Raw genomic sequence first — 22906 nt, 5'->3', positions numbered from 1 at the left:
CTCACTGCCGGTCCCTCGCTGTCGTGTTTCATGCCGCGGTGCGTCTGAGTTCAGGCTCTCAGGAATCGTCGAGTTCGAGAAAACTTTTGACGGCTGAATCAGCCCCTTCCTACGCTCGACGACTGCCATGCATCCAAACCCAACCGTGTCCTCCCCGCGAGGGGCGTCCTGGAAGTCCGGGCGCTCTCGCTGGCACCTCACCCTTTTCGCCGGCGTGAGCCTGGCGCTCGCCACCGCCTGTGGTGAGGATGATGACGGCAAGCCCACCCCGCCAGCGCCGGAGGAGCCCGCGAAGTACGAGGCCACCATCCGCCGCACCGCGCATGGCATCCCCCACATCATCGCGGACGACCTGGGCAGCCTGTCCTATGGCCAGGGCTTCGCCTTCGCCAAGGACCACGTCTGCATCCTGTCGGATCAGATCCTCAAGGTCCGCGGCGAGCGCGCCCGCTACCTGGGCGCGGGCCCGGGCAACACGTACGCGGGCAGCGACTTCGGCTACCGGGTGCTGGCGCTGGACAAGAAGGCGGAGGCCGCCTTCCCCAAGCTGCCCACGGACGTGCAGGAGATGTTCAACGGCTACGTGGCGGGCTTCAACCGCTACGTGAAGGAGACGCCGCCGGACAAGCTCCCCGCGCCCTGCACGAACGCGCCCTGGGTCAAGCCCATCAGCGCGGTGGACCTGCTGGCCTATGACATCAGCGTCGGCCTCGCTGGCAGCAGCTACCAGCTCATCCTCGCCATCGCCGCGGCCACGCCCCCCATCCCGGGCGCCGGCAGCGAGGGCCGCCCCGCCCCCGGCAGCTTCAAGGTGGAGCGCCCCGAGTGGAGCAGCGTGGGCAGCAACGGCTGGGCCATCGGCGCGGACCGCTCGGCGTCCGGCCACGGCATGGTGGTGGCCAACCCCCACTTCCCCTGGGAGGGTGAGCTCAAGCTGTGGGAGAGCCAGCTGACCGTCCCCGGCCAGCTCAACGTCTACGGCGTGGGCCTGCTCGGCGTGCCCGCGGTGCTCATCGGCTTCAACGAGCACGTGGCCTGGACGCACACGTTCTCCTCCGGCCAGCGCATGACGCTCTACGGGCTGCAGCTCGTCCCCGGCAACCCCACCCGCTACAAGTACGGCACCGAGGAGCGGGACATGGTGGCCCAGGACATCACCATCCTGGTGAAGCTGCCCGAAGGCTCGCTCACGCACATCACGCAGCGCTTCTACAGCAGCCACTACGGCCCCGTCATCGTCATCCCCGGCACCGCGCCGTGGACCGCGCAGTCGGTGCTCACCTACCGCGACGCCAACCTGGACAACACCCAGCTGGTCAGCCAGTTCGTGGGGATGAACCGGGCCAAGAGCCTGGAGGAGTTCCAGAACGTCTACGCCACCGTCCAGGGCATCCCCTGGGTCAACACCATGGCCGCCGACCGCGCGGGCAACGTCTGGTACACCGACGCGACGCCCACCCCCAACCTGTCGCCCGTCGCCATCGGCACCTGGCGCGCGGCCTCCGCCGGCGCGGACCCGACGACGGCCGCCATCTGGAACAGCATGGGCCTGGTGCTGCTCGACGGCAGCAACCCGGAGAACGAGTGGCGTGACGCCGAGGGCGCGCGCGGCCCCGGCCTGGTCCCCTTCAGCGGCGTGCCCAAGCTCGCCCGCCGCGACTTCGTCTTCAACGCCAACGACAGCTACTGGCTGGCGAACCCGAACCAGCCGCTCACGGGCTTCTCCCCCATGCACGGCCTGGAGAACGTGGGCCAGACGCCGCGCACGCGCATCAACGCCAAGCTCCTGATGGAGGAGAACGGCGCGTCGGGCGCGGACAACAAGTTCACCGTGGCGGAGCTGGAGAACGCCATCCTCAGCAACCGGGGCATGGTCTCCGAGCTGCTCAAGGACCAGGTGGTGGCGCGCTGCACGGGCGTGACGACGGTGCAGTACAACACCACGCAGATCGACATCCGCGCGGGCTGCGCGGCGCTCACGGCCTGGGACGGCCTGTTCAACGCGGACAGCCGCGGCGCGGCGCTGTTCCGCGAGTTCTCCGGTCACCACACCATGGGCACGCTGTCCAACGGTGGCACCCTGTTCGCGGTGCCCTTCAACGCCGCGGAGCCCCTGGCCACGCCGCACACGCTGGCGGCCGCTCCCGCGACGGGCTCGGACCCGGTGCTGCTCGCCCTGGCCGCGGCCGTCTACCGGCTGCAGGTCGCCGGCATCCCCGTGGACGCGCCGCTGGGTGAGTCGCAGTACTCCACCCGCGTGGACGGCAAGAAGATCCCCATCCACGGCGGCGGCAGCTACGACGGCACGGCGAACATCGTGTCGTGGGGCACGCTCAAGTCCACCACGCCGGACTCCGACTACAGCGCGGTGCGCGGCAGCACGGTCATCAACTCCCGGACCAACCTCACCGACCAGGGCTACGTCATCAACAACGGCAGCAGCTTCATCATGGCCATGGGCTTCACCGACACGGGCGTCGAGGGCCGCGCGGTGCTGACCTACAGCGAGTCCAGCGACAAGAGCTCGCCGTACTACGCCGACCAGACGGAGCTGTTCTCCAACAAGCAGTGGCGCAACATCGTCTTCACCGAGGAGGCCATCAACGCCGCCAAGGTCGAGGAGACGAAGATCTCCGGCAACTAGCCCCAAGCCGTCCGGGCGCTCGCTCCTCGCGTGAGGCAGCGCCCCCCTTGAAGCACCCGAGGCCCCTGCCCTTCCACGGCGGGGGCCTTCGTTTTTTCGGGCGCGTGGGGGACACCGCCCCGCACCTTCCCGGGCCGGCCCTATGAAGCCCGCAGTCCACCACGCGACAGCGGCGGGGGCGCGGGCAACCTCGGGGCGACACTCGGCGCGACGTGGGGACGAGCCCCGTGTCCAGCGGGTGATGCCCGCCCCCGTGGGCGGCTGGCGTCACGGCGGGGCGAACCCAGGATGCGCGGGCAGACCGCCCGGCACCGCCAGCAGCACGCGGTGAAACGGCCCCGGGGGCACCGGTACTGCGAAGGAGCGGTAGCGCACCATGACGACGACACCCGTCTTCAAGACAGCCATCATCGACAGGGTCTTCTTCTTGCGGTGGGAGTCCCCTCCCGACCCGCAGGACATCCAGCGCGTGTTCCAGCAGATGCGCGACGCCCACGCGAGGCCCGAGCCACCCCTGGTGCTGGTGGCGAGCCTGTCCTCCAGGTCCGCGGTCCCCAACAGCGAGCAGCGCTCGAACCTGTCCGCGTTCCAGTCGGATGCGCGGCCGCTGTTCACGGAGATCCACGCCATCGTCGAGGGCAATGACCTGCAGTACAACCTCCAGCGCGTCATCATCGCCGGCATCAACATCGTCACGCGCACCTACGACAAGACGCTCCAGCGCGTGCACCAGCGCGCCGAACAGGTGGCGCCGCTGCTCTCCGACACCCTGGGCGTGGACGGGCCCCGGGTCATCGAGGAGGCCAAAAGGCGCGGCGTGGTGTGAGCCACCTGCACGCGCGTCGGCCCGCCCTCACGCGGGCTGGCGCGCGGGCTCCTCGCTCCGGGGCCTCGCGCGGGCCTTGACGTAGCGGTGGTCGAAGAGGTCCACGTAGAGGTACTCCGGCCACGACACCATGGTGTGGGCGCCGAGCATCACCCCCCGCATCAGCTCGCTCACCATCATCCCCGCCGCGGTGGTGGCCCCCACGACACAGGTGGGCGCGGGCCCCTTGCCCGCGAAGCACGCCTCCATGGCGGCCTGATGCAGGTAGTCGCCCAGATGCGGGATGATGGCCGGCAGGTCCACGCGGCCATCCGGAAGGATGTACAGCTCCTCGTACAGCGGGGCATCCGGTTGGAAGACATGCAACGCCGCCCCGAACCCCAGCATCAACCCCGTCATCGCCGGGACGCCGCGCTCGCGGCACGCCTTGTGGAGGGCCTGCTTGGCGCGCGCGCCCGCGATGTCGATGACCTCCACCACGTAGTCCACCGGCGGCAGCACCTGGGTGCCCGCCAGCACGTCGGTGACGTTGTCCTCGGTGATGCCCTCGTGGACCAGCCGCAGGCGCAGGTCCGGGTGGATGTCCAGGCACATGCGCCCCACCACGTCCACCTTGGACGCGCCGAGCGTGCTCTCGAAGCACCCCACCTGCCGGTTCATGTTGTGGACCTCGTAGGTGTCGAAGTCGGCGAGCGTCAGGCACCCCACGCCCAGCCGCGCCAGGTCCACCGCGCACTGGCCTCCGGCCCCTCCCACCCCGGCGACGAGGACGTGCGTGCGGGCCAGACGCGCCATCACCTCGGCGCTCACCACTCCCAGATTGCGCTCGAAACGGGGCTCCACCATGACGCCTCCCCTTTCTTTCCCGGGAGCGTCGAGGTGTGCGTGCGACGTGTCGCCCTCGCGTCATCCCAGGGCCCGTCGATGTGGTCCTCGTCCCCCGCTCCCGGGAGGGGCTGGCGGCCCGGGATGTTCACCAGTCCGCCTCCCCCGGGGACGGTGTCCGGCGCACGGCACTCGGCACGTCCGACAGCCTCAGCCATCCGCCCCGCGCCACACCCGTGATGTGCCTGCTTCAGTCGTGAAGCGGGGTCTTTCCCACCGCACCCGCCAGGGCATGTCAGACGGTTGCTTCACAGTGGACACCAGGCGTGAAGTCCAGGGATAGGAGACACTCCGCGAGTTTCGTGTGTTCAAACTCTGGCGTGGATTCTGCTCAGCGGGTGACACGGCACGGAGGAGCCAGGACACCGACGCGCGGCCTCCTCCGAACCCCTCTTCTTCGATTCGAGGTCCCTATGCGTTTGAGGTTCAGCCTTCTTGTCTGTCTGACATTCTTGTCATTGGGTTGTGGGAATTCCGAGCCGCCCGCCACGCCGGAGGCGCTGCGGGACAGCGCGACGGAGGCGCTCGCGACGAACGGCTCCGAGCTGTTGGGTGTGGCGGGCCCCGCCACCGCGCGGCACGCGACGCGCGAGGCGCTCTTCGGAGACCTGGCGCACTACCGCTTCGAGCTCCAGGTGGGGCCCGGTGAGCATGACGTGGTGACGGTGCACCGCGTGGTGCGGGAGAACGCGCCCTGGTGGCCCGCACGGACGCAGCGGGCGGTGTTCATGCTGCACGGCGACGCGTGGGGTTTCGACGCCGCGTTCCTGTCGAGCGTGGGCTCCGCGCACGTGCCGCGCGAGCAGTCCATCGCCGCGTACCTGGCGGAGGAGGGCGTGGACGTGTGGGGCATGGACATGCGGTGGGTGGGCGTGCCCGCCGGTCAGCAGGACTTCTCCTTCATGGCCGGGTGGAACCTGGGCACGCATGCGAAGGACCTGGGCGCCAGCATCCTCCTGGCCAAGGCGCTGCGGCTGACGAATGGAAGCCTGGGCTCGCTGCACCTGCTCGCCTGGAGCCGCGGCGCCATGGTCGCGTATGCCTATCTGAACGACGAGGCGCGGCTGCCCAGGGGGCTGCGCCAGGTGGATGGGTTCATCCCCGTGGACATGGTGATGCGGCATGCCCCGCAGAACGCGGAGCAGCGGGCCTGGGCGTGCGGGCGTCACGCGGCGATGAAGGCCCGGCGGGACTCGGGCATCTACGAGGGTGGGCTGCTCGGCGCGGCGCCGGGAATCACGCTGCAGGCCATCGGCCAGCTCGCGGCCCTGGCGCCGTCGGCGCCGTCCCCGCTCTTGCCGGATGATGTCTTCGGCCCCGGCACGGGTCGGCCCACCAACCGCCGGGCGGCCATCGTCTCCGCCGCGGCCACGGGCGCGCTGCTCAAGCCGCTGGAGCCGCTCGCCCCGGGCTACCACCTGCTGGCGGGCAAGGCGGACGAGACGGGACTGCCGGGCAGCCTGACGTACACGTCCGAGGCCTACCTCTACGAGTACGCCCAGCGCGCGGCGCCCTACCAGAGCCTCAACGAGGTGGTGGAGTCGGATGCGTGGACGTGCGGGCTGGAGGTGCCCTACGACGACCGGCTGAGCCAGGTGAAGCTGCCCGTGCTGTACGTGGGCGCGGGCGGCGGCGTGGGTGAGTACGGGGTGTTCTCCACGTCGCTCCTGGGGAGCAACGACGTGGTGTCCCTCATCGTGAGGGACCACCCGGTGGCCGAGCGCGCGCTCGACTTCGGTCACGCGGACCTGTTCCTCGCGGCCAGCGCCCGTCAGCGGGTGTGGCGTCCCATCCTCCAGTGGGTGCGCGCCCACTGACGCCCGGACGTCAGTCCTGCTTCCACAGGCCGTGGCGCCGGGCCCGGCGGCCCAGCGTCACCGGGTCCATGCCCAGCGCCATGGCCGCGCGTCGGAGCACCCCGCCGTGGCGCTCGAGCGCCTCGCGGATGAGCTCACGCTCCACCCGCTCCAGTCGCGCGCGCAAGGAGCCGTCTCCCGCCAGTTCGTTCCGGGGCGGGGACGCGGACGCCAGGCTCGGCGGCAACAGCCGGCGCGACACCACCTCCCCCGGCCGCGACAGCAGCACGGCGCGCTCCAGCACGTTGCGCAGCTCGCGCACGTTGCCCGGCCACGGGTAGGCCCGCAGCATGTCCTCCACCTCCTGGGACATGCCGCTGGCCGAGCGGCGCAGGGTGCGGTTGAACAGGCCCAGGAAGTAGCGCGCCAGCTCCGGGATGTCCTCGGGCCGCTCGCGCAAGGGCGGGATGTCGATGGTGAAGCTGTTGAGCCGGTAGAACAGGTCCGCGCGGAAGCGCCCCGCGCGCACCTCCTCGCCCAGGTCCTTGTTGCTCGCGGCCAGCACCCGCACGTCCACGTGGCGCACCTGGGTGCCGCCCACCGGACGCACGTCGCCCGTCTCCAACACACGCAGGAGCTTCGCCTGCAGGTTGGGGGTGGTGTTCTCGATCTCATCCAGGAAGATGGTGCCGCCGTTGGCCAGGACGAACAGGCCCGGGTGGTCCGCCACCGCGCCGGTGAAGGCGCCCTTCACGTGGCCGAACAGCTCGCTCTCCAGCAGCGTCTCCGTGAGCGCGCCGCAGTCCTGGATGACCAGCGGGGCCTCGCCGCGCCCGCTGAGGCGGTGGACGATGCGCGAGAGCACCTCCTTGCCCGTGCCCGTCTCGCCCTGCAGCAGGACCGCCACGCGGTGCGGAGCGACCAGCCGCACCATCTCCATCACCCGCTGCATGGCGGCGCTGCGCAGGCCCACCTCCTCCTCACCCCGTGCCCCCGACACCGAGGGCAGGGCCTGCGACAGCGCGCGCTCACGCAGGAGGTTGCGCTCGAGCTCCAGCGCCATGCGCCACTGTTCGGTGCGCACGCCCCGCTCGCGGCCTGCCTGGAGCACGGCTTGGAGCACGGCCTCGGGAGGGGGAGACTCACCGAGCGCGCGGAAGACGAGCCCCGCGTTGAACAGGGCCACCAGTCGCTCGGGCGCGGCGGGCGCGCAGTAGATGATGCGCGAGGTCAGGTCGGAGGGGGGCCCCGCGGAGGACAGGTCCACGTCCTCGGCCGGCGTGCCCAGCCCCGCGACCAACGACAGCGCGCGCTCCTCGTCACGGCCGCAGACCAGCAGCGCCGCCGCGTCGCCACGGGCCAGGAGCGCCTGGGCCTCCTCGGCGCTCGACGCGAAGTGTGGCACCGCCTGGCCCTCAAGCGCGGCCCGCACGTCCTGGGCCTCCTCGTCGCTGGCGAACGCCACCACCACGTGGAGCCGCGCGGTGGCCAGATAGCGCGCCAGCTTCACCCCGTCCGAGTCCTCGAAGGCGTGGAAGAAGACGCCGAGCGCCGTCACCGGGCCGCCCGTCTCGTGCCGCCAGCGCACGTCGCCCCGGGCGCGGATGTGCTCGCCCGAGTCCGGCAGGGAGAAGGACAGCTCCACGGACTCGCCCTCGCACGGGCCTTCCTGCGGGCCACGCGGCGTGGCGATGAGGCCGATGCCGGTCTCGCTGATGTTGACGGCCCAGCACCCAGGGAGCGCGGGCTGCGTCACCACCTTCACGTACAACGGCTTGCGTTCGCTTCGAGGGGCGTAGGCGGACACAGGCCGCGTCATGACGCCCGCAGTCTACTTCACGGATGAAGCCTTGCTGGGAAATTGCGGCGGCAGGGGAAAGACAATGTCGCCGTCCGGTCGTCGAGGGGCGGTGCGGGCGAGCCCGGTGGCGGAGTGAGGGTGGAAGGCGACTCAGGGCCGCTCGGGGTGGAGCAGCAGGCTCATGAGGAGGTCGTCGACCCAGACGCCCTCCTCGGTGCGCAGGAAGTCGCGACGGGTGCCCTCGAGGACGAAGCCGAAGGAGCGATAGAGGGCCTGGGCGCGGGGGTTGTCGCCCCGGACCTGGAGCTCCACGCGGTGGATTCTGTCGCCGTTCACGTCGCGATGGGCGCGCAGCCACGCGAGCAGGTGATGCATCAGCGCGCGACCCACGCCCAGGCCCTGGGCGTCGGGGTGGACGCCGATGCCGAGCACGCCGCCGTGGCGCAGCATCCGGTAGCTCGGCCTCAGGAAGGAGGCCTCGCCCAGGAGCGCGCCTCCGGGTGCGGTGGCGACGAGTGGGAACGCGGTGCCGTCCTGGCGGTGGAGCCCCGCGGCCTCACGTCGGGCGGTGAAGGCGGCCGCGTCCGCGGGCAGCTCGTCCGGCAGCTTCACCAGCCCCTCGCGAGCCTGGACGACGGCGCGCTCCAGCTCGAACAACGCGGGTCCATCCTCGGGCGTCGCCTCCCGGATGAGACAGGGACGACCCTCCTTCAGCGACAGCGACACGGGCGAAAAGCGCATCGGTGCACCCTTCATCGAGCAAGACTCCAGGGGGAGAGAAGACAGGGGGTCGCCTCACTCGGCAAGAGCGCCCTCGCGAAAGGCGGCATGGCCATGGGATGACGAGATGCCCGAGGGCGCTTCTTCAACAAGCGCGACGGCCGGAGAGACAGTCGACATGGGCTGGAGAGATAGCGCCGGCCGCCTTCAGCAGGAGCAACCGCCGGGGGGAGCATCGACCTGGAATGGCGAGGCAACGGAGCCGCCCCTCGTTCCGCACGCTCCACCCATGGAACGCCCCTCCTTCGACGAGAGCGCCGCTGATGACGAGCCTGTCGACACGGGCTGGCGAGACGGCAGGAAGGCCCCTCCCTCAGTGAGCACGCTCCCGGTAACGGACCTGTCGACATGGGAGGTCGCGACGGGGTGCGGAGACCGGACCTGACTCGCTCGCGGGTTCGGGGCATGATGCGCGCACGCAGATGAGGGGGAGTCCCATCTTGACGATGACCACCACCGCGAGCCCTCGCGGCGAGGAACACGAGCTCGCGCTGCTGCTCGGCGGACGCTGTCGGCGCTGCGCCGAGCGGATTCCGGGAGGGACCGCGCTGCGCGGCCGCCCCTGCCCTCGCTGTGCCGAGGCCACGCTGCCCAGCCCCGAGGACCGGGAGGTGCTCCACCAGCTCGCCACCCAGCGCGCCACGGTGCGCCTGAGCGTCGCGGTGGTGGGCGTCGCGGCCGCGGCCCTGGTGGCCAGTTGGGTGCCGCTGCTCACGTCGTTGCTCCTGGTCGCCGCGCTCGTGTGGCTTCGCGTGACGCTGGTGACGCCCGCGCTCCAGCTCCTCTCGCTCCAGCGCAAGCTCGTCGCACGCTGGACGCTGCGGCTGGCCGCGGGCTGCTTCGTGGCGCTGTCCGTCCTCCTGCTGGAGCTCCTGACGCTGGTGCCCGGCCTGGGCGCGCTGGCGAAGGTGGCGCTGAGCGCGGGACAGGTCGCCGTGGCGGGGCTCTTCGCGCGTCGCTACCTGGCGTGGCAGACCGGACGCGAAGCCCGGGGCGTGCCCATCGCCTGGTGGGAGCTGGGGCTTCTCGTAGCGTGGATGCTCCTGCTACTCGCCTTCACCACGGCGTCGGTGCTGCTGGTGCTCTACGTGCTCCAGTCCCTGGGGTTCGTGAAGGAGTTCCTCGTCATGCCGGTGGGAGGCTGAGCGATGCTCACGTACGCCCTCGTCTCGCAGGCCATCGGCCTGAGCGGTGCTTCGGGGACTCGCGCGGGAGGCAGCCTGCTGCTGCTCGCGCTGGCCGCGCATGCGCAGTACCTCACGCTGCCTCCTGAGCTGACGTGGCTCGCCACGCCGCAGGCGCTCGGCGCCATGGTGGCCCTGCTCGCGTTCGAGATGTACACGCAGCGCGACAGCGACCTGCGCATGGTGCTCGGCCTCGCGCAGTTCGCGTTGAGCGCGGGCAGCGGCGCCACGGTGGCGCTCGCCTCCGTGGGCGTGGGCACCGAGACTCTCCCACCCTGGGCCGTGGGCGCGGTGGGCGCCTTCGTCGCCGTGTCCACGCTGTCGCTGCGCCAGTGGCTGCACACGCGCGTGGACCAACTGGAGACGGAGGTCCTGCGCCCCCGGAAGTGGCTCCTGCGCATCGAGGACTGCTTCGGACTGGGACTCGCGGCGGTCGCCATCCTCTGGGCCCCGCTCGCCCTGGTGCTCGTCCTGCTGTTCACCCTGGCCTGCGCCGTGGCCGGCTGGTTCGCCTACCGGCTGGAGGCACGTGGCCGGCGCCCCTGCCCCGCCGGCTGTGGCGCGCGCATCCGACAGGAGGCCTCGCGCTGTCCGAAGTGTCACGCGGATGTGCCCGTCGCCCGGACGCTGGACCTGCGGCTCGCGGGCCGGATGCGGGACGCGCTCCAGAACGCGCTGGGCTCCGGGACTTCCGGTGTTTCCCACACGGACCCGAGCGTCCGGCGCGGCGGCGGCAAGCTCCCCTCCCGACTGGGGTGATGCGCGGCCCGCGCCGTTCCTGGCATGCTGCGCCCCTCCGCCATGTCCTCGAGCCCGGACACGTCCTCGACCGGCCCGGTGCTCCGGGTCGCCCAGCAGGTTCCTCGCACCGAGGCGGAGGGCCCTGGCCGCCGCTTCGCGCTCTGGGTCCAGGGCTGTCCGCTGCGCTGCCCCGGCTGCTGCAATCCGGAGATGTTCGCGATGGAGCGCGGCGCCGTCGTCACGGTGGAAGCCATGGCGGCCCGGGTGCTCGCGACGCCCGGCATCGAGGGCCTCACGATCCTGGGCGGTGAGCCCTTCTCCCAAGCGGACGCCGTGGCGGAGCTGTGTGAGCGCGTCCGCGCCGGCGGGCTCAGCACCCTCGTCTTCACCGGCTACACGCTGGCCGAGCTGAAGGCGCAGGGCCGCCCCGGAGTCGAGCGCCTGCTCGCCTCGCTGGACCTGCTGGTGGATGGGCGCTACGAGAAGGACCAGCCGGAGACGCGCCGGCGGTGGATCGGCTCTCGCAACCAGGTCATGCACTTCCTCACGCCGCGCTACGCCCCGGAGGACCCAACGTTCACCGCGCCGAACACGGCCGAGGTCCACCTCATCGAGGGGCGCATCATCGTCAACGGCTGGCCCGACCTCGCGGACCGACTGCGCCCATGACGCGCGTCTCGCCCTCCGAGCACCGGCTGCTCACGCTCGCGCGCGCCATCCTGGGCCAGGGCCCCTACGTGGCCGTGGAGGACTTGTTCCGGGGCAGTCACGTCTGTCCTCCCCAGCTCGGCCCCGCGGCGCTCTCCGCGCTGAGGGATTTGCTGTCCAAGGGCACCGTGCTCGCCCTCGCGCGGATGGGCGGGGGTCGCAAGCGCCGTCACCTGCCCTCCACCTCCGGAACGACGCGGCTCTGGGAGCGACACCCGCCCCGCCCGCTCCACTTCTCCGCGCTCTGCTTCCACACCCTGCGCTGGCTGGTGGAGCAGCCGCTCACCGTCCCCGACCACCGTGCCCTGGACGTCGACGCGCCTCCGACGCTCGCGGATGAGCTGTTCCTGTATCTGTGCTGCCGGATGCTCGTGGGGACCTCCTGCGCGCCGGCGCTGGGCAAGGAGCCCCAGTTCCGCCGCTCCGCCCTGTGCCGGCTCGGGTTCCCCGACGTGTTCGCCTCCGTGTCCGATTCGCTCTCGGCCGACGACTTCGCGCCGCTGCTCGCCGAGGGTGGCTGGCTCCTGGAGGCCGTCCAGGACGAGCTGGCCCTGCGCTGGCGGAAGATGGAGGAGTCCAAGAGCCGGCGAATCGAACCCCGGGAGCTCGTCGAGCTGGGGGCCTCGCAGACGCGGGTGCTGGACGCCTTCTTCGATGCGCTGGACCGCGCGCGCCGAAGAGACCTCGCGGGCTTCCTGCTGGACGCGCTGCGCCCCCTCGTGGACCAGCCCGCGGCCCGCTGGGTGGCCCACCTGTCGCCGCGCGCGCCGCTGGGCGCGAAGGTCGAGGCACGCCGTGGCGCTGGCGCGGGATTGCGTGCCCTGGCCCGACTGGCGCGGTGGGACCAGGAGCACCGCGCGGTGCGCTTCTTCGACGATGACCACGATGACGCCCAGCTGCTGCTCTCCGAGTGGTCCTCGTTCGGCGACGCGGGCTTCCGGCTCGCGGCGGACCGGGAGCGCGAGCTGGGCTCGGACCTGATGGTTTCCTCCGAGGTCCCCGAGGACGGGGCCTCTTCGACTTTCACCGGGAGCGCCCCATGAGCCGCGCCTATCGCATCTCCGTCTCCGAGTCCCTCAACCGCATCGTCCACGCCGACGACGGCGTGTGCTCCAAGCTGGAGCTGTTGCCGCTGCTGTCGCGCGAGGAGACGGCGGGCCTGCTCGCCGCGGACCTCGCCGCGCGAGGCTTCGTCCAGGAAGGCGACGTGGCGGTGCGCACGGAGGCGGACGGCGTGCGCGTGGCCGTGGACGTCACCACCGGCGAGGTCAGCGTCACGCTCGCGGCCCAGCAGGAGGTGGAGCTGACGGCCGTGGGCGAGGTCCTCACCAATGCCCCCTCCGGCACCGAGGCCACGCAGAAGCTCGCCCGGGAGAAGGCACGCGCGAAGCTGGAGGACCGCGCCCAGGACGCCACGGAGGCGCTGCGCGAGGAGGTCACTCGCAAGCTGGAGGGCCGCCTGCGCGACCTCAAGGCGGAGCTGGACGCCATCTCCAACAAGGTGACGGCGGAGGCGCTCAAGGTGCGCGCCTCCCAGCTCGGCACGGTGGAGGAGATCCACGAGGACGCGGCGACGGGCTCGCTCACCATCAAGGTCCGCGTATGAGCCAGCGCATCCCCGACGACTCGCTCCCCACGGAGCTGACGCCGTTCCAGGCGGTCGAGGCCGCGTACCCCGCGGAGCTGGAGCGCACCCGCGAGGCGCTCCTGCGCGGCCTGCCCGTCATGGTGGAGGCGGACAAGGAGCTGACGCCCTACTTCTACAAGTGCCTGCGAGACAGGCTGAAGAAGGACGGCAAGCAGTTCCTCTATCTGGACGGACGCGCCGCCGCGGAGCCGCCTCCGGGCATGCCCGCGCCCAGCATGATGGCCACGCTCATCGGCCAGCTGCGGGACGCGGTGCGCGGCGCGGTGCGAGAGCGCATCGTCGTGCTGCCGCACCTCGACCTGCTCACCACCAGCAGCGGAGGGCTTACCTCCGAGGCGCGCGAGGTGATTCCGCTGCTCTACGAGAACCCGGAGATGGTCTGGGTCGGCTTCAAGGACCCGTCCTTCCCGCTGCCTCGGGTCATCGAGAACCTGTTCCCGCACAAGGAGACCATCCTCGGTGTGAGCCGCGAGCGGCTGCGCCACCTGGTCACCCAGCGCGAGTGCCGCAAGTTCGGCCGGGGCCTCCAGCCCTACGTGCTCTACAAGCACGTGTCCGGAGTGAACGCCGTCCGCCTGCGTCGGCTGCTCGGCGCCATCACTGGCGAGGACTATCCGAGCGACGCGCGGCCCGCGTACGCGCAGCTCCGCTCGGCCACGCTGAGCGGCTCGCTGAACGTGCCGGACCTGGACCTGCGGGCGGACATCGGCGGCTACACGCAGGTGAAGGACCGGCTCCAGCGCGAAATCCTCGACGTGCTCGCGCACAAGGACACGCTGTCGGACCCGGAGGCGGTGAAGCGTGTCGAGGGCCTGCTCCCGCGCGGGATGATCTTCTGGGGCCCGCCGGGCACGGGCAAGACGCTCTTCGCCAAGGCCATGGCGTCCTCGCTGGGCGCGGCGGTGCTCGTGGTGAGCGGCCCGGAGCTCAAGAGCCGCTGGGTGGGCGAGAGCGAGGAGAACCTCCGGCAGATCTTCGTCCGGGCCCGGCAGGCGGCGCCGAGCATCATCATCTTCGACGAGCTGGACTCGTTCGCCTCCGCGCGTGGGACCTATACGGGCTCCGGCGTGGAGCACTCGATGGTGAACCAGCTGCTCACGGAGATGGACGGCTTTCGCAAGGAGGAGCTCGTCTTCGTGGTGGGCACCACCAACTTCGTGGAGTCGCTGGACCCCGCGCTGCTGCGGCCGGGGCGCTTCGAGTTCCAGCTGTGCATCCCCTACCCCAACAACACGGACCGCCGGGCCATCCTGTCCATCTACAACGAGAAGCTGGCCCTGGGCATGACCGAGCGCGCGCTGGACTACGCGGTGAAGCGCACCGGAGACCGCGTCGAGGGCACGGGCACGCGCTTCTCCGGCGACCACATCCAGGCGCTGTGTCGCGCGCTCGCGCGACGCCGGCTGCGTGAAGGCGCCCAGACGCCCACCGAGCCCGTGGACGTCGAACGCGCCCTCACCGACTACCTGGACCGGCCCGCACTCACGCCCACCGAGGAGCGCGTCGTCGCCACGCACGAGGCCGGCCACGCGGTGTGCGCGCTGTTCTGCCCCAGCGCTCCCGCCATCGACCGCATCAGCATCCGCGGTGACCTGGCGGGCACGCTCGGCTTCGTGCAGTACGCGGACCCCGCGCATCGCCACGTCGTCACCCGGGGGCAGCTGCTCGACAGCATCTGCATGCTCTTCGGCGGACGCGAGGCGGAGGCGCTGCTGCTCGAGGACCTGTCCATCGGCAGCGCGCATGACTTGGAGCGCGCCACGGAGATCGCCCGCGAGCTGGTGGAGGAATTGGGCATGGGCGGCGACGGCCTGCCCGTGCGCCGCTTCGACGCGCCGGGCAGGAACGCGGACCGACACGCGCTCTCCGACGCGACGCGCGGCACGCTGGAGGCGGCCATCCTGGAGGTGCTCGAGGTGCAGCGGGCCCGGGCGCGCGACATCCTGCGCCGCGAGAAGCCCCGCCTCGTCGCGCTGCGGGATTTGCTCCTGGAGCGCAAGGTGTTGGACCGCGAGGCATTCGTCCACCTGGCGCCCGAGGCGGCGCCCAAGAAGGAGCCGGCCCATGGCTAGTCTCATCCTCCGCCTGCTCGTCAATCCCCAGACGGGCCGCAAGGACGTCGTCATCCAGTACGAGAGCGACTCCGACGCGCTGCCCATGGAGCACGAGGACGAGCACCGCCGCCTCGTGGACCAGCTCATCGCCGGGGGCGCGTTGAAGGCGTCGGAGCTGGGCCAGGTCATCGTCCAGCGCGACACGCCGTCCGGCCAGGCCGCGAACCCCGAGTCCACGTCCGACGGCAACGCCGAGAAGGTGAGCCAGAAGGCCTGATGTCCACGCTCGTCTTTCCCACCCGGGAAGCGCTCCACCTCGCGCTGACCTCCCGACTCGTCCCTCCCGAAGTCCAGGCCGCGCCGGCCCATCACCACACCCGCGCCGAGGGCCCGCTCTACGTCACGCCGCACGCGCCGCTGACGAAGGCCGCGCTCGCGGAGCTGGCCGCGTTCGGCGTCCGCGTCGACGCGAAGGCCCCTCGCGGTGAGGCCATGGTGCGCTGCTGGGCGGAGCTGCTGCCCACCCACCGCGTCCCGCTGGAGGGCGTGCTCCCCGGCACGGTGATGTTCCTGCCCACCGACGCGGACGCGCTGCTCGCGCTCGCGGGTGAGCTGCTGCGCCTGGGATGCGACCGACAGGAGCTCTGCTTCGCGAAGGGCGAGGCGGGCTCGCGGGCGCTGCTGCGCGCGGTGGCGCCTCCGTACTTCACGCTCACGGGCGCCCTCGACCGCGCGGGCGGGCTGCGCGCCTTCGTCCCCGCCGTCCCGGGTCAGACATCCGTCTGGGTGGAGCTGGGGCATGTGCATCCGCTGGCGCGAACGCTCCAGCCCGCCGCCGGCAACGTGCTGCTCATCCCGGGCGAGGGCGCGTGGCTGACGGCCGCGGATGGCCCCTGGCTGGACCTGTACCAGCTCACGGACTTGCGGCTCCCGGAGCCCGCGCGGGCCTGGGAGCCCCTGCCCGCGCCCGGCCGGCTGTCCGTCCCGCTGCGCCTCACCCGCGCCGCGCGCACCGAGGCCGCGAGCCTCTGGGTGCTGCGAGAGAACGCCGTGGCCCAGGTGGAGTCACTCGTCCACACGCTGCCCGAGCCCGTTCTCGCGCAGCTCCGCTTCGCGGTGACGGGTCCACCGGACGCGCCCTGCATCATCCTGCGCGCGCGCGCCGGCCGGGAGCGACCTCCGGAGCTGGGCCTGTCCGCGATGGCCTATGCGCCGCTGCCGCAGGTCGCGGAGCTGTACCTGCCGTGCGACGGACTGCTGGAGCCGCCCGTGCGCAAGGAGCGGCTGCGCGCGCTGCTCGTCCCCACGCCGGAGACGGTGACGTGGCTGCACCCCACGGGGGACGGAGGCTTCCGCGCCGAGCGCATCTGCGAGAAGGCCTTCCAGCCACTCGAGACCTGGGTGGACTACGTGGTGGACGCGAGCGCCGTCGCGCTGGAGCCCTGGATGAAGGGCGCGACGTTCGACTTCGACGCCATCGAGCTCGCTGACGGGGAGTGGATTCCCGGCACCACGCGCGCCCCGTCCGCGGAGAAGAAGCCCAAGGACGCGCAGCCCTCGCGGACGGAGCGCCGCGCCCATGACACCGCCGAGCCCGAGCCCGTCGCGGAGCCCTCGCGCAAGGCCTCGAAGAAGGCGGCCACGAAGGCCCCGAGCGCGCCGCTCGTCCCCCTCGCGCCCGAGCGACAGGACGCGGCGGCCGAGGCGCTCGCCCGCGCGGAGAAGGACTTCCTCGCGCTGGACGTCCCGGCCGATGCCCCCGAGCGACAGGCGCTGTGGGTGCGCATGGCGGAGCTGCAGGTGCAGCTCGGACGCGCTCGCGAGGCGACCCTGTGCTGGACCCGCGCGCTGTGGAGCGCCACGGGCGATGAGGCCACCGAGCTGGCCGAGCGCTGGGCCCGCGCCGAGACTCGCAATGGCCAGCCCCCCGAGCAGCTGTTGACCCGGGACACGCCGTCGGAGGACGACGTCCGCGGCCTCGCGAGCGCGCTCGTGCACGCGGCACGCGCATCGGGAGGGGCGACCTTCAGCGACGTCCCGACGGTCCAGCGCTGGCTGGACAAGCACGACACCGCGCTCGACGTGCGCACGCTGTGGCTGTCCCGCGCGGCGCTGGACAAGCTCGCGGGGGGAGATCCGCTGAGCCTCGCGAAGGCGGGAGACCGGGTGCAGGAGATGCTCCAGCGCGGCCTCTCCCTGTCGCGCGACGTGCCGCTCTTCCTGCGCGGAGGCACGGACGCGGCGCTGCTGCCCCGGCTGGCGACGCACCTGACGACGCTCCTGGACCGCTTCGAGCGCACCACGCGCCGACGCTCGTCGGTGGAAGCCCCCACCGCGCTCACCCAGGCCTATGTCCGCCTCGTCTTCGCCTGCGGCCTCGCACGGGTGGGCCAGCCGGAGCACGCGCGCACGCTGGTGGAGGCGGCCACGGCGGCGCTCTCCAAGTCGGACCCCATCCACGGCTTCCTCGTCCGGGCGTACGGCGCGCGCGTGACGCAGGCCATGGAGGGCGAGCCCCTGGAGACGCCGCTCCCCGCGGACATCGCCGCGGAGCTCAACGCGCTGGTCACCTTCCAGCGGTACAAGGTGGACCGGCTGCGCCAGGGCTCCGGACTGCTGGAGCCCAGCGAGCGACTGGACCCGGCGCGCGCCTTCGGACGCGGGACGCGCGACCTGCGTGGCGAGGAGTTCGCCGCGCTGCGAGACATCCGCGACCCGGAGGTCGTCGACCACGAGGTGCGCCAGCTCGTCCAGCGCGCCACCGGGGCGAAGCTGAACGCGGCCGAACGACAGCGGCTCATCGGCGGGCTGCTGGAGACGCTGCCCCGGCTCCCGATGGCGCGCGCGCTGCCGTTGATGGACTCGCTCGTGTCCGCGGTGGACACGCTGCCGGGCGAGGTGCAGGCGCGGCTGCTCGGAGACGCGCTCGCGCTGGCGGCGCTCTTCGGCCGGGTGGACCGCGCCACCACCTTCGCGGGACGCCTGCGCACCGTGCTGGCGGGCCTGCCGCCCGACTCCCACGCGTGGAGCGCGGGCATCCTGGAGGCGAGCCTGCGCGGCCTGCGTCGGGTGGGCCTGACGCGCGAGGCGGGCGACCTGGTGGAGGCGACGCGCGGCCTGCTGACGCGGCCCAAGACGCCGGTGGCCGCGCGACTCGGCGTCGCGTCCGGCATGGCCTTCGTCGGCCGCATGCAGGAGGCACTGCCCGTGTTCGACGCCGCGTTCGAGGCGCTCGACGCGCTGAAGGGCACGCTCCCGGAGCGGCTGGCGCTGATGCGCAGCCTCGCGGGAGCGCTGTCCCATGCGCCCGCGGACCTGGCGCTGTCGGGCCTGGCGCGCCTGTCCGAGGTGCTGCCCCTGGTGACGGACAGCTACAACACCAACAGCCACTTCTGCCTCTCGGTGGTGGAGCTGGCGGACATGCTGGTGCTGGGACACGTGGAAGTGGCGCGCGGCTCGGGTGAGCGCGCGCGTGGTTGGTTGGATGAGGATGAGTTCCTGGTGCGACGACGCATCCACCAGGAGTTGGAGGAGCGTCTATGAGCAGTGTTCCCCGGCGTGAGGAGCCCGCCGCCGACCCCATCTCCGCGCTGACGTTCGATGCGCTGTCGCGCGAGGCCCAGGGGCTGAGAGACCGACTCAACCGCTTCCGTCAGGCGCTGGGGCGGCACTTCGTGGGCAAGCAGACCCTGGTGGACTTGATGACGGTGGCGGCGGTGGCCCAGGAGCCGCTGCTGCTCGTGGGCCCTCCGGGCACGGCCAAGTCGGACCTGGTGCTCAAGTTCCGCGAGGCGCTGCGCATCCCCTCCGAGGACTACTTCGAGTACCTGCTGACGCGCTTCACCGAGCCGTCGGAGGTGCTGGGCCCCATCGACATCAACCTGCTGCGCCAGGGGCGCTACATCCGCCGCGAGGGCGGCAAGCTGCCCACCGCCCGGCTCGTCTTCCTGGACGAGGTCTTCAAGGCGAGCTCCGCCATCCTCAACGCGCTGCTCACGGTCATCAACGAGCGCAAGTTCTACCAGGACGGCGCGCCGCAGCCGGTGCGCCTCAAGGTGCTCTTCGCCGCCACCAACGAGCTGCCCGAGCACGCGGAGCTGGGCGCGCTCAAGGACCGCTTCTGCCTCAAGGCCGCGTGCCGGCCGGTGCAGGACCGCTACTTCCTGGAGCTGCTCGACTCGGGCCTGGAATCGCAGACGAACCGGGAGCTGAACCAGAAGCCCTGGGCGGAGGGGCACGCCACGCTGGAGGACGTGCTCAAGGCGCACCGCTACCTGACGCTGATGATGGGCCGCAAGGAGGCCGGGCCGGAGGGACGCGAGCTGAGAGACCGCGACCTGTTCTTCCGCGACGAGCTCTTGCGTGAGTTCCGCCGCGTGGTGCAGACGCTGACGCGCGAGGACGGCGTGTTCATCAGCGACCGCAAGCTCGTGAAGCTCTACCGGCTCCTGCGCACGCGCGCGTGGATCTTCCACGGCGGCGCGGTGGAGCGGCAGGACCTCCAGCTCCTCTCCTACCTGGGAGAGACGCGAGAGGAGATCGACCTCCTGGAGGAGAAGGTGCCCCGGCTGCTCGGCCTGACGTGAGTCCGGAAGGAGCGGAAGGCGCCCTGCCCTCCGCTCCCGTCCCTTCGGCTACGGCGTGCAGCTCACGTTCGAGGGCATGGCCCAGAGCTGGTGGTAGCCCGTGTCATCCCTCGCGCCGAAGTAGATGCGGTTGCCCACCCGGGCGAACGCGGTCGCCAGATGCGTGCGCGACGGGCTCGTGGTGATTTCGGACGAGGTCTCGTCGGTGCCGTAGGACACCCACGGCACCGCGAAGGAGCCCTCGCCGCCCGCGGTGAACACCACCCCGCCATTGTCCGCGGCGATGAGCGGAGACCAGTACTCGTCGGAGGTGCTCAGCGCCGCGGGAACCCGCCGCGTCGTCCCGGCCGTCCCCTGCGTCACCCACAGCCACACCCTGCGCGGCGCGGGACCCGACGTCCCGATGGCGACGGAGAAGTAGAGCGTGTCCCCCGAACGCACGACGCCCTGGACGTAGGTCCCCGCATCCGGGTCATTCCCCCATGGGTTCTCCAACTGGGTGACGTTCGCCTTCCCGCCCCCCGCCAGCGACACGCTGGAGAGCGTCATGATGGGCAGGTAGGCGCTGTCCACCAGGTACACCGAGCCGCCCAGCGAGCCGAGCATCAGCATGCGCTTGCCGAAGGTCTCCAGCCGCACCGTTCCCGCGGCCGTCCCGTCCGTCTTCCAGACCTCCGTGTTGCCGCCATCCAGCAGGGTGAACAGCCCCACGGCGCCATCCTGCGTGGTGCCCACGTCCATCACGGGGACCTGTCCGGCATCCAGCTTCTTGACGAAGACCGTTCCGCCCGCGGTGCCATCCGTGCGCCACAGCGACGTGCCGTCCGTCGCATTGGACATGAAGAAGAAGTGCGCGCTCGTGGTCCGCACGTATTTCTCCGACAGCGTGCTCAGCACGCCCAGGTTCACCTCCATCCGCGTGCCGGCCTCCGTGCCATCCGTGCGCCACAGCTCCACCTGCGTCCGGGGCGGCGTGAGCACCTGCCGGGTGCGGAAGAACGACGCGCTGTTGCCCCACACGGAGACCTGCGACATCGCCGTGCCCTCCGGTCCGGGTGTCACGTCCTTCAGCAGCCGCGTGCCAACCTCCGTCCCGTCCGACACCCACGGCTCGCGGCCCGACTCCGGCGTGTAGACGGTGAACAGCAGCTTGTCGCCGAGCGGCGCCCGCGGAGACAGCGCACGCTCGGGCCACATCGCGGAGAAGGCGCGGACCTGCACGGTGCTGCCCTCGGTGCCCTGCGTACGCCACAGCACGGAGGCGCCGTCGGGGTAGTTCACGGTGAAGTACGCCGTGCCCTGCACACCCACGAAGCCCGCGGGTGACAGCCCCGCGAACGGCGGAGGCTCGGGCGTCCCCGGGGGAATGACGACCTTCACCCGCTGCGCGCCACCGGTCGGGCATGACGGTGCCAGCAGCGGCGCTTCCGCCGTGCTCACGGGACTCTCCGCCCTCGCCTCCGGTCCTCCGCAGCCCAGGGCCCCCAGCAACATCACCGCCCAGCCAGACTTCGCGCGCATGTGGCCTCCTCTCCCGCGAGGGAGCAAGGAAGCGAGGGTGGGAACCGACCCTGGGCTGGACAACTGCCCCGAAGTCGCAGGGGCCTGTCCGCGTCGAGACAGGGACCGCTCCTCCGGTCCCCTGCCGAAACCACGGCGCCTCGGCGCCGCGCACCGACACGCCCCTGCATCCGCCCCCAGCGGGAAGTGATACATGGTGGACGCATGGGAGTCCCCGAGCCGCGAACCCCCCAGGACCTGGAACGCTGGTTGTGCGCGGGGCTCTGCCTCTCACGGCAGGAGGAGCTCGACGCGGAGGCGCTCGCCGCGAGCATCCCCGGGCTGAGGGCCATGCTCGAGGAGGCCCCCACGCTCCCGCCGCCCGCGCTCATCGCCGACCTGGGGCGGCTCGTCTCGGGGCAGCCTCCCGCACCCTCCCTCCCCATCGCGGACACCCTGCCCCGCCTGCGCGACGCCGTGCGGGCCTACGACGACCACGTCCTCGCGCGCCTGGCCGCCGAGCCCTCCCTGGAGGCCGTGTCCGCCGCGCTGGCCCGCGTGCCCCAGGCCCTGCGGCCCAAGGGCCTGGCCTTCCTCGTCAGCCGCGTGCTCACGCGCATGGGCTTCACCTCGGGCACGCCCGTCAGCCCCGCGCTGGCACGGCGCATCCTCGAGAAGCCACCGGGTGAACTGTTGCAATCGGGATACGGCGCCCTGCGCGAGCGGGACTCCGCGCTCGAGTCGCTCGCCCGGGGCTACGAGGCGCTGGCCACCGGGGCGCGTCGCGCCAGCGCCCTGCTCGGCGACGCCGAGGTCTTCACGCTGGAGAACCTGGAGCACCTGAAGGGCAAGGCGCAGCGCCTGGCGTTGGAGCAGGCCGTGGAGGCCGCCGAGTCCCTGTCGCGCACGCTGCCGCCGCGTCTGCGCGCGCGCGCCGTCTCGCAGGGCCCCGCGCCCACCGCGCTGGAGGACGAGGCCGCGTTCCCGCAGGGCGGCTTCTCGTCGGTCTCCAACGTGGGCAGCCTGGAGAACCTGGTCACCTCCGAGCTCGTCTACATGGAGGACGAGCCCACGCTCGACTTGTTCGACGTGCGCTACGTCGAGGGCGAGCTGCTCTACTACACGCGCGACGAGAGCCTCGCGGTGCGCCGCCGTCGGGTGCTCGTGTTCCTCTTGCCCGTGAGCCTCGCGGACGCGCGCGTGAAGGACAGCGGCGTGAGCTGGCAGCGCGCCGTCGTGGCCCTGGGGTTGGTGCTGTGTCTGGTGCGGCGGCTCTCCGTGTGGCTCGGAGACCAGGACCTGCGCTTCCAGGTGGCCTTCCCCTGGGAGGGACAGGGCCCCCACCCGCTCGAGGCCGAGCGCGGCTTGTGCGAGCTGCTCCTGCGTGAGTGGCGCGCCCGCGGCACGGTGGAGATTCTCACGCCGCGAGACAATGAGCAGGTGTTGGAGCAGGTGCGTGTCGACGCGAAGCGGGCACGCGTGGACGTGCTGTGGCTCGACGCGGTCCGTCAGTCGCCGCTCGACACGCGCGGGCTGCCCTCGCACGTGAGCGTGCACCGGGTGGACCTGAGCGGGCCGAGCCCTCGGGTGCAGACGTCACGGCCGGGTGTCCCCGCGCAGGGAATCCCGGAAGACGGGCAGGCAGGGCGCGTGCCCGAGACGCCCTGGGAAGCCTGGATGGGCGCGACGCTTGAGCTTGCGCGAGGGCTTCTCTAGCTTCCGGTCGGACGCGCCACGCTCGGCGCAGGAGAGG

At 71.8% G+C, this 22906-nt stretch carries 17 protein-coding genes; 13 read left to right on the top strand and 4 right to left on the bottom strand.

All coding sequences use genetic code 11. The features are described 5' to 3' along the window. Positions 1–127: 127 nt before the first annotated feature. Positions 128–2644 carry a penicillin acylase family protein gene (locus AC6JA9_RS18035; RefSeq protein ID WP_223784702.1) on the top strand — a complete coding sequence of 839 codons (2517 nt, stop codon included), beginning with the start codon at positions 128–130 and terminating at the stop codon, positions 2642–2644. A gap of 376 nt (positions 2645–3020) precedes the next feature. Next, complete coding sequence (locus AC6JA9_RS18030; protein WP_141322761.1) at positions 3021–3470, top strand: DofA protein; 450 nt, start codon at positions 3021–3023, stop codon at positions 3468–3470. A gap of 27 nt (positions 3471–3497) precedes the next feature. Here AC6JA9_RS18030 and AC6JA9_RS18025 read toward each other — a convergent pair whose 3' ends face one another. Then, a complete protein-coding gene (locus tag AC6JA9_RS18025; RefSeq protein ID WP_223750107.1) occupies positions 3498–4316 on the bottom strand; it encodes a ThiF family adenylyltransferase in 819 nt (272 codons plus the stop codon). Between the two features lie 497 nt (positions 4317–4813). On the opposite strand from AC6JA9_RS18025, the gene AC6JA9_RS18020 reads away from it, so the two are divergent. After that, positions 4814–6172 carry an alpha/beta fold hydrolase gene (locus tag AC6JA9_RS18020; RefSeq protein ID WP_497960280.1) on the top strand — a complete coding sequence of 453 codons (1359 nt, stop codon included), beginning with the start codon at positions 4814–4816 and terminating at the stop codon, positions 6170–6172. A 10-nt stretch (positions 6173–6182) separates the two neighbouring features. Here the strand turns inward: AC6JA9_RS18020 and AC6JA9_RS18015 are convergent, their stop codons facing one another. Together AC6JA9_RS18015 and AC6JA9_RS18010 are read right to left on the bottom strand one after the other, a co-directional pair. Next, on the bottom strand, positions 6183–7970 hold the full coding sequence (locus tag AC6JA9_RS18015) for a sigma 54-interacting transcriptional regulator (RefSeq protein WP_223750109.1): 1788 nt from the start codon (positions 7968–7970) through the stop codon (positions 6183–6185). 132 nt (positions 7971–8102) lie between these two features. Beyond that, positions 8103–8708, bottom strand: a complete 606-nt coding sequence (locus AC6JA9_RS18010) for a GNAT family N-acetyltransferase (protein ID WP_497960278.1) — start codon at positions 8706–8708, stop codon at positions 8103–8105. Between the two features lie 464 nt (positions 8709–9172). Here AC6JA9_RS18010 and AC6JA9_RS18005 point away from each other — a divergent pair, with 464 nt between their 5' ends. The 9 genes from AC6JA9_RS18005 to AC6JA9_RS17965 are packed head-to-tail and all read left to right on the top strand — an operon-like array spanning position 9173 to position 19653. After that, positions 9173–9877, top strand: a complete 705-nt coding sequence (locus AC6JA9_RS18005) for a hypothetical protein (protein WP_497960276.1) — start codon at positions 9173–9175, stop codon at positions 9875–9877. Positions 9878–9880: 3 nt separating this feature from the next. Continuing rightward, complete coding sequence (locus AC6JA9_RS18000) at positions 9881–10675, top strand: DUF4126 domain-containing protein (protein WP_223784706.1); 795 nt, start codon at positions 9881–9883, stop codon at positions 10673–10675. A 24-nt stretch (positions 10676–10699) separates the two neighbouring features. Continuing rightward, positions 10700–11326, top strand: a complete 627-nt coding sequence (locus AC6JA9_RS17995) for a 4Fe-4S single cluster domain-containing protein (RefSeq protein WP_223784707.1) — start codon at positions 10700–10702, stop codon at positions 11324–11326. Further along, the gene (locus AC6JA9_RS17990; RefSeq protein WP_497960274.1) at positions 11323–12408 is read left to right on the top strand and encodes a hypothetical protein; all 1086 of its coding nucleotides are present in this window, start codon (positions 11323–11325) and stop codon (positions 12406–12408) included. Before AC6JA9_RS17995 ends, AC6JA9_RS17990 begins: the two co-directional genes overlap by 4 nt. Continuing rightward, a complete protein-coding gene (locus AC6JA9_RS17985; RefSeq protein WP_223750115.1) occupies positions 12405–12971 on the top strand; it encodes a hypothetical protein in 567 nt (188 codons plus the stop codon). Before AC6JA9_RS17990 ends, AC6JA9_RS17985 begins: the two co-directional genes overlap by 4 nt. Beyond that, the gene (locus tag AC6JA9_RS17980) at positions 12968–15085 is read left to right on the top strand and encodes an AAA family ATPase (RefSeq protein ID WP_497960273.1); all 2118 of its coding nucleotides are present in this window, start codon (positions 12968–12970) and stop codon (positions 15083–15085) included. The genes AC6JA9_RS17985 and AC6JA9_RS17980 overlap by 4 nt, the downstream gene beginning before the upstream one ends. Next, on the top strand, positions 15078–15344 hold the full coding sequence (locus AC6JA9_RS17975; RefSeq protein WP_046713159.1) for a hypothetical protein: 267 nt from the start codon (positions 15078–15080) through the stop codon (positions 15342–15344). Before AC6JA9_RS17980 ends, AC6JA9_RS17975 begins: the two co-directional genes overlap by 8 nt. Next, entirely contained in the window at positions 15344–18610 is a 3267-nt protein-coding gene (locus AC6JA9_RS17970) for a DUF8586 domain-containing protein (RefSeq protein WP_497960272.1), read from the top strand. Before AC6JA9_RS17975 ends, AC6JA9_RS17970 begins: the two co-directional genes overlap by 1 nt. Next, a complete protein-coding gene (locus AC6JA9_RS17965) occupies positions 18607–19653 on the top strand; it encodes an AAA family ATPase (RefSeq protein WP_223750117.1) in 1047 nt (348 codons plus the stop codon). The genes AC6JA9_RS17970 and AC6JA9_RS17965 overlap by 4 nt, the downstream gene beginning before the upstream one ends. 48 nt (positions 19654–19701) lie before the next feature. Here AC6JA9_RS17965 and AC6JA9_RS17960 read toward each other — a convergent pair whose 3' ends face one another. Continuing rightward, positions 19702–21174 (bottom strand): hypothetical protein, encoded by a 1473-nt coding sequence (locus AC6JA9_RS17960; protein WP_223750118.1) that lies wholly within the window; start codon positions 21172–21174, stop codon positions 19702–19704. Between the two features lie 204 nt (positions 21175–21378). Between AC6JA9_RS17960 and AC6JA9_RS17955 the strand changes: the two genes are divergently transcribed. Further along, entirely contained in the window at positions 21379–22869 is a 1491-nt protein-coding gene (locus tag AC6JA9_RS17955; RefSeq protein WP_497960271.1) for a hypothetical protein, read from the top strand. The last annotated feature ends 37 nt before the right edge of the window (positions 22870–22906 follow it).

This window comes from Myxococcus sp. MH1, assembly GCF_059738865.1.
The sequence above is the reverse complement of the archived record's forward strand: the minus strand, read 5'-3'. Positions and strand labels throughout refer to the sequence as shown.

What these genes read in the sequence shown, in the direction of transcription:
- AC6JA9_RS17970 (WP_497960272.1), top strand. Translation starts at nt 15,344, where the DNA reads ATGTCCACGCTCGTCTTTCCCACCCGGGAAGCGCTCCACCTCGCGCTG.
- AC6JA9_RS17980 (WP_497960273.1), top strand. Translation starts at nt 12,968, where the DNA reads ATGAGCCAGCGCATCCCCGACGACTCGCTCCCCACGGAGCTGACGCCG.
- AC6JA9_RS17955 (WP_497960271.1), top strand. Translation starts at nt 21,379, where the DNA reads ATGGGAGTCCCCGAGCCGCGAACCCCCCAGGACCTGGAACGCTGGTTG.
- AC6JA9_RS18000 (WP_223784706.1), top strand. Translation starts at nt 9,881, where the DNA reads ATGCTCACGTACGCCCTCGTCTCGCAGGCCATCGGCCTGAGCGGTGCT.
- AC6JA9_RS17960 (WP_223750118.1), bottom strand. Translation starts at nt 21,174, where the DNA reads ATGCGCGCGAAGTCTGGCTGGGCGGTGATGTTGCTGGGGGCCCTGGGC.
- AC6JA9_RS17965 (WP_223750117.1), top strand. Translation starts at nt 18,607, where the DNA reads ATGAGCAGTGTTCCCCGGCGTGAGGAGCCCGCCGCCGACCCCATCTCC.
- AC6JA9_RS17985 (WP_223750115.1), top strand. Translation starts at nt 12,405, where the DNA reads ATGAGCCGCGCCTATCGCATCTCCGTCTCCGAGTCCCTCAACCGCATC.
- AC6JA9_RS17975 (WP_046713159.1), top strand. Translation starts at nt 15,078, where the DNA reads ATGGCTAGTCTCATCCTCCGCCTGCTCGTCAATCCCCAGACGGGCCGC.
- AC6JA9_RS18030 (WP_141322761.1), top strand. Translation starts at nt 3,021, where the DNA reads ATGACGACGACACCCGTCTTCAAGACAGCCATCATCGACAGGGTCTTC.
- AC6JA9_RS17990 (WP_497960274.1), top strand. Translation starts at nt 11,323, where the DNA reads ATGACGCGCGTCTCGCCCTCCGAGCACCGGCTGCTCACGCTCGCGCGC.
- AC6JA9_RS18015 (WP_223750109.1), bottom strand. Translation starts at nt 7,970, where the DNA reads ATGACGCGGCCTGTGTCCGCCTACGCCCCTCGAAGCGAACGCAAGCCG.
- AC6JA9_RS17995 (WP_223784707.1), top strand. Translation starts at nt 10,700, where the DNA reads ATGCTGCGCCCCTCCGCCATGTCCTCGAGCCCGGACACGTCCTCGACC.
- AC6JA9_RS18010 (WP_497960278.1), bottom strand. Translation starts at nt 8,708, where the DNA reads ATGAAGGGTGCACCGATGCGCTTTTCGCCCGTGTCGCTGTCGCTGAAG.
- AC6JA9_RS18035 (WP_223784702.1), top strand. Translation starts at nt 128, where the DNA reads ATGCATCCAAACCCAACCGTGTCCTCCCCGCGAGGGGCGTCCTGGAAG.
- AC6JA9_RS18025 (WP_223750107.1), bottom strand. Translation starts at nt 4,316, where the DNA reads ATGGTGGAGCCCCGTTTCGAGCGCAATCTGGGAGTGGTGAGCGCCGAG.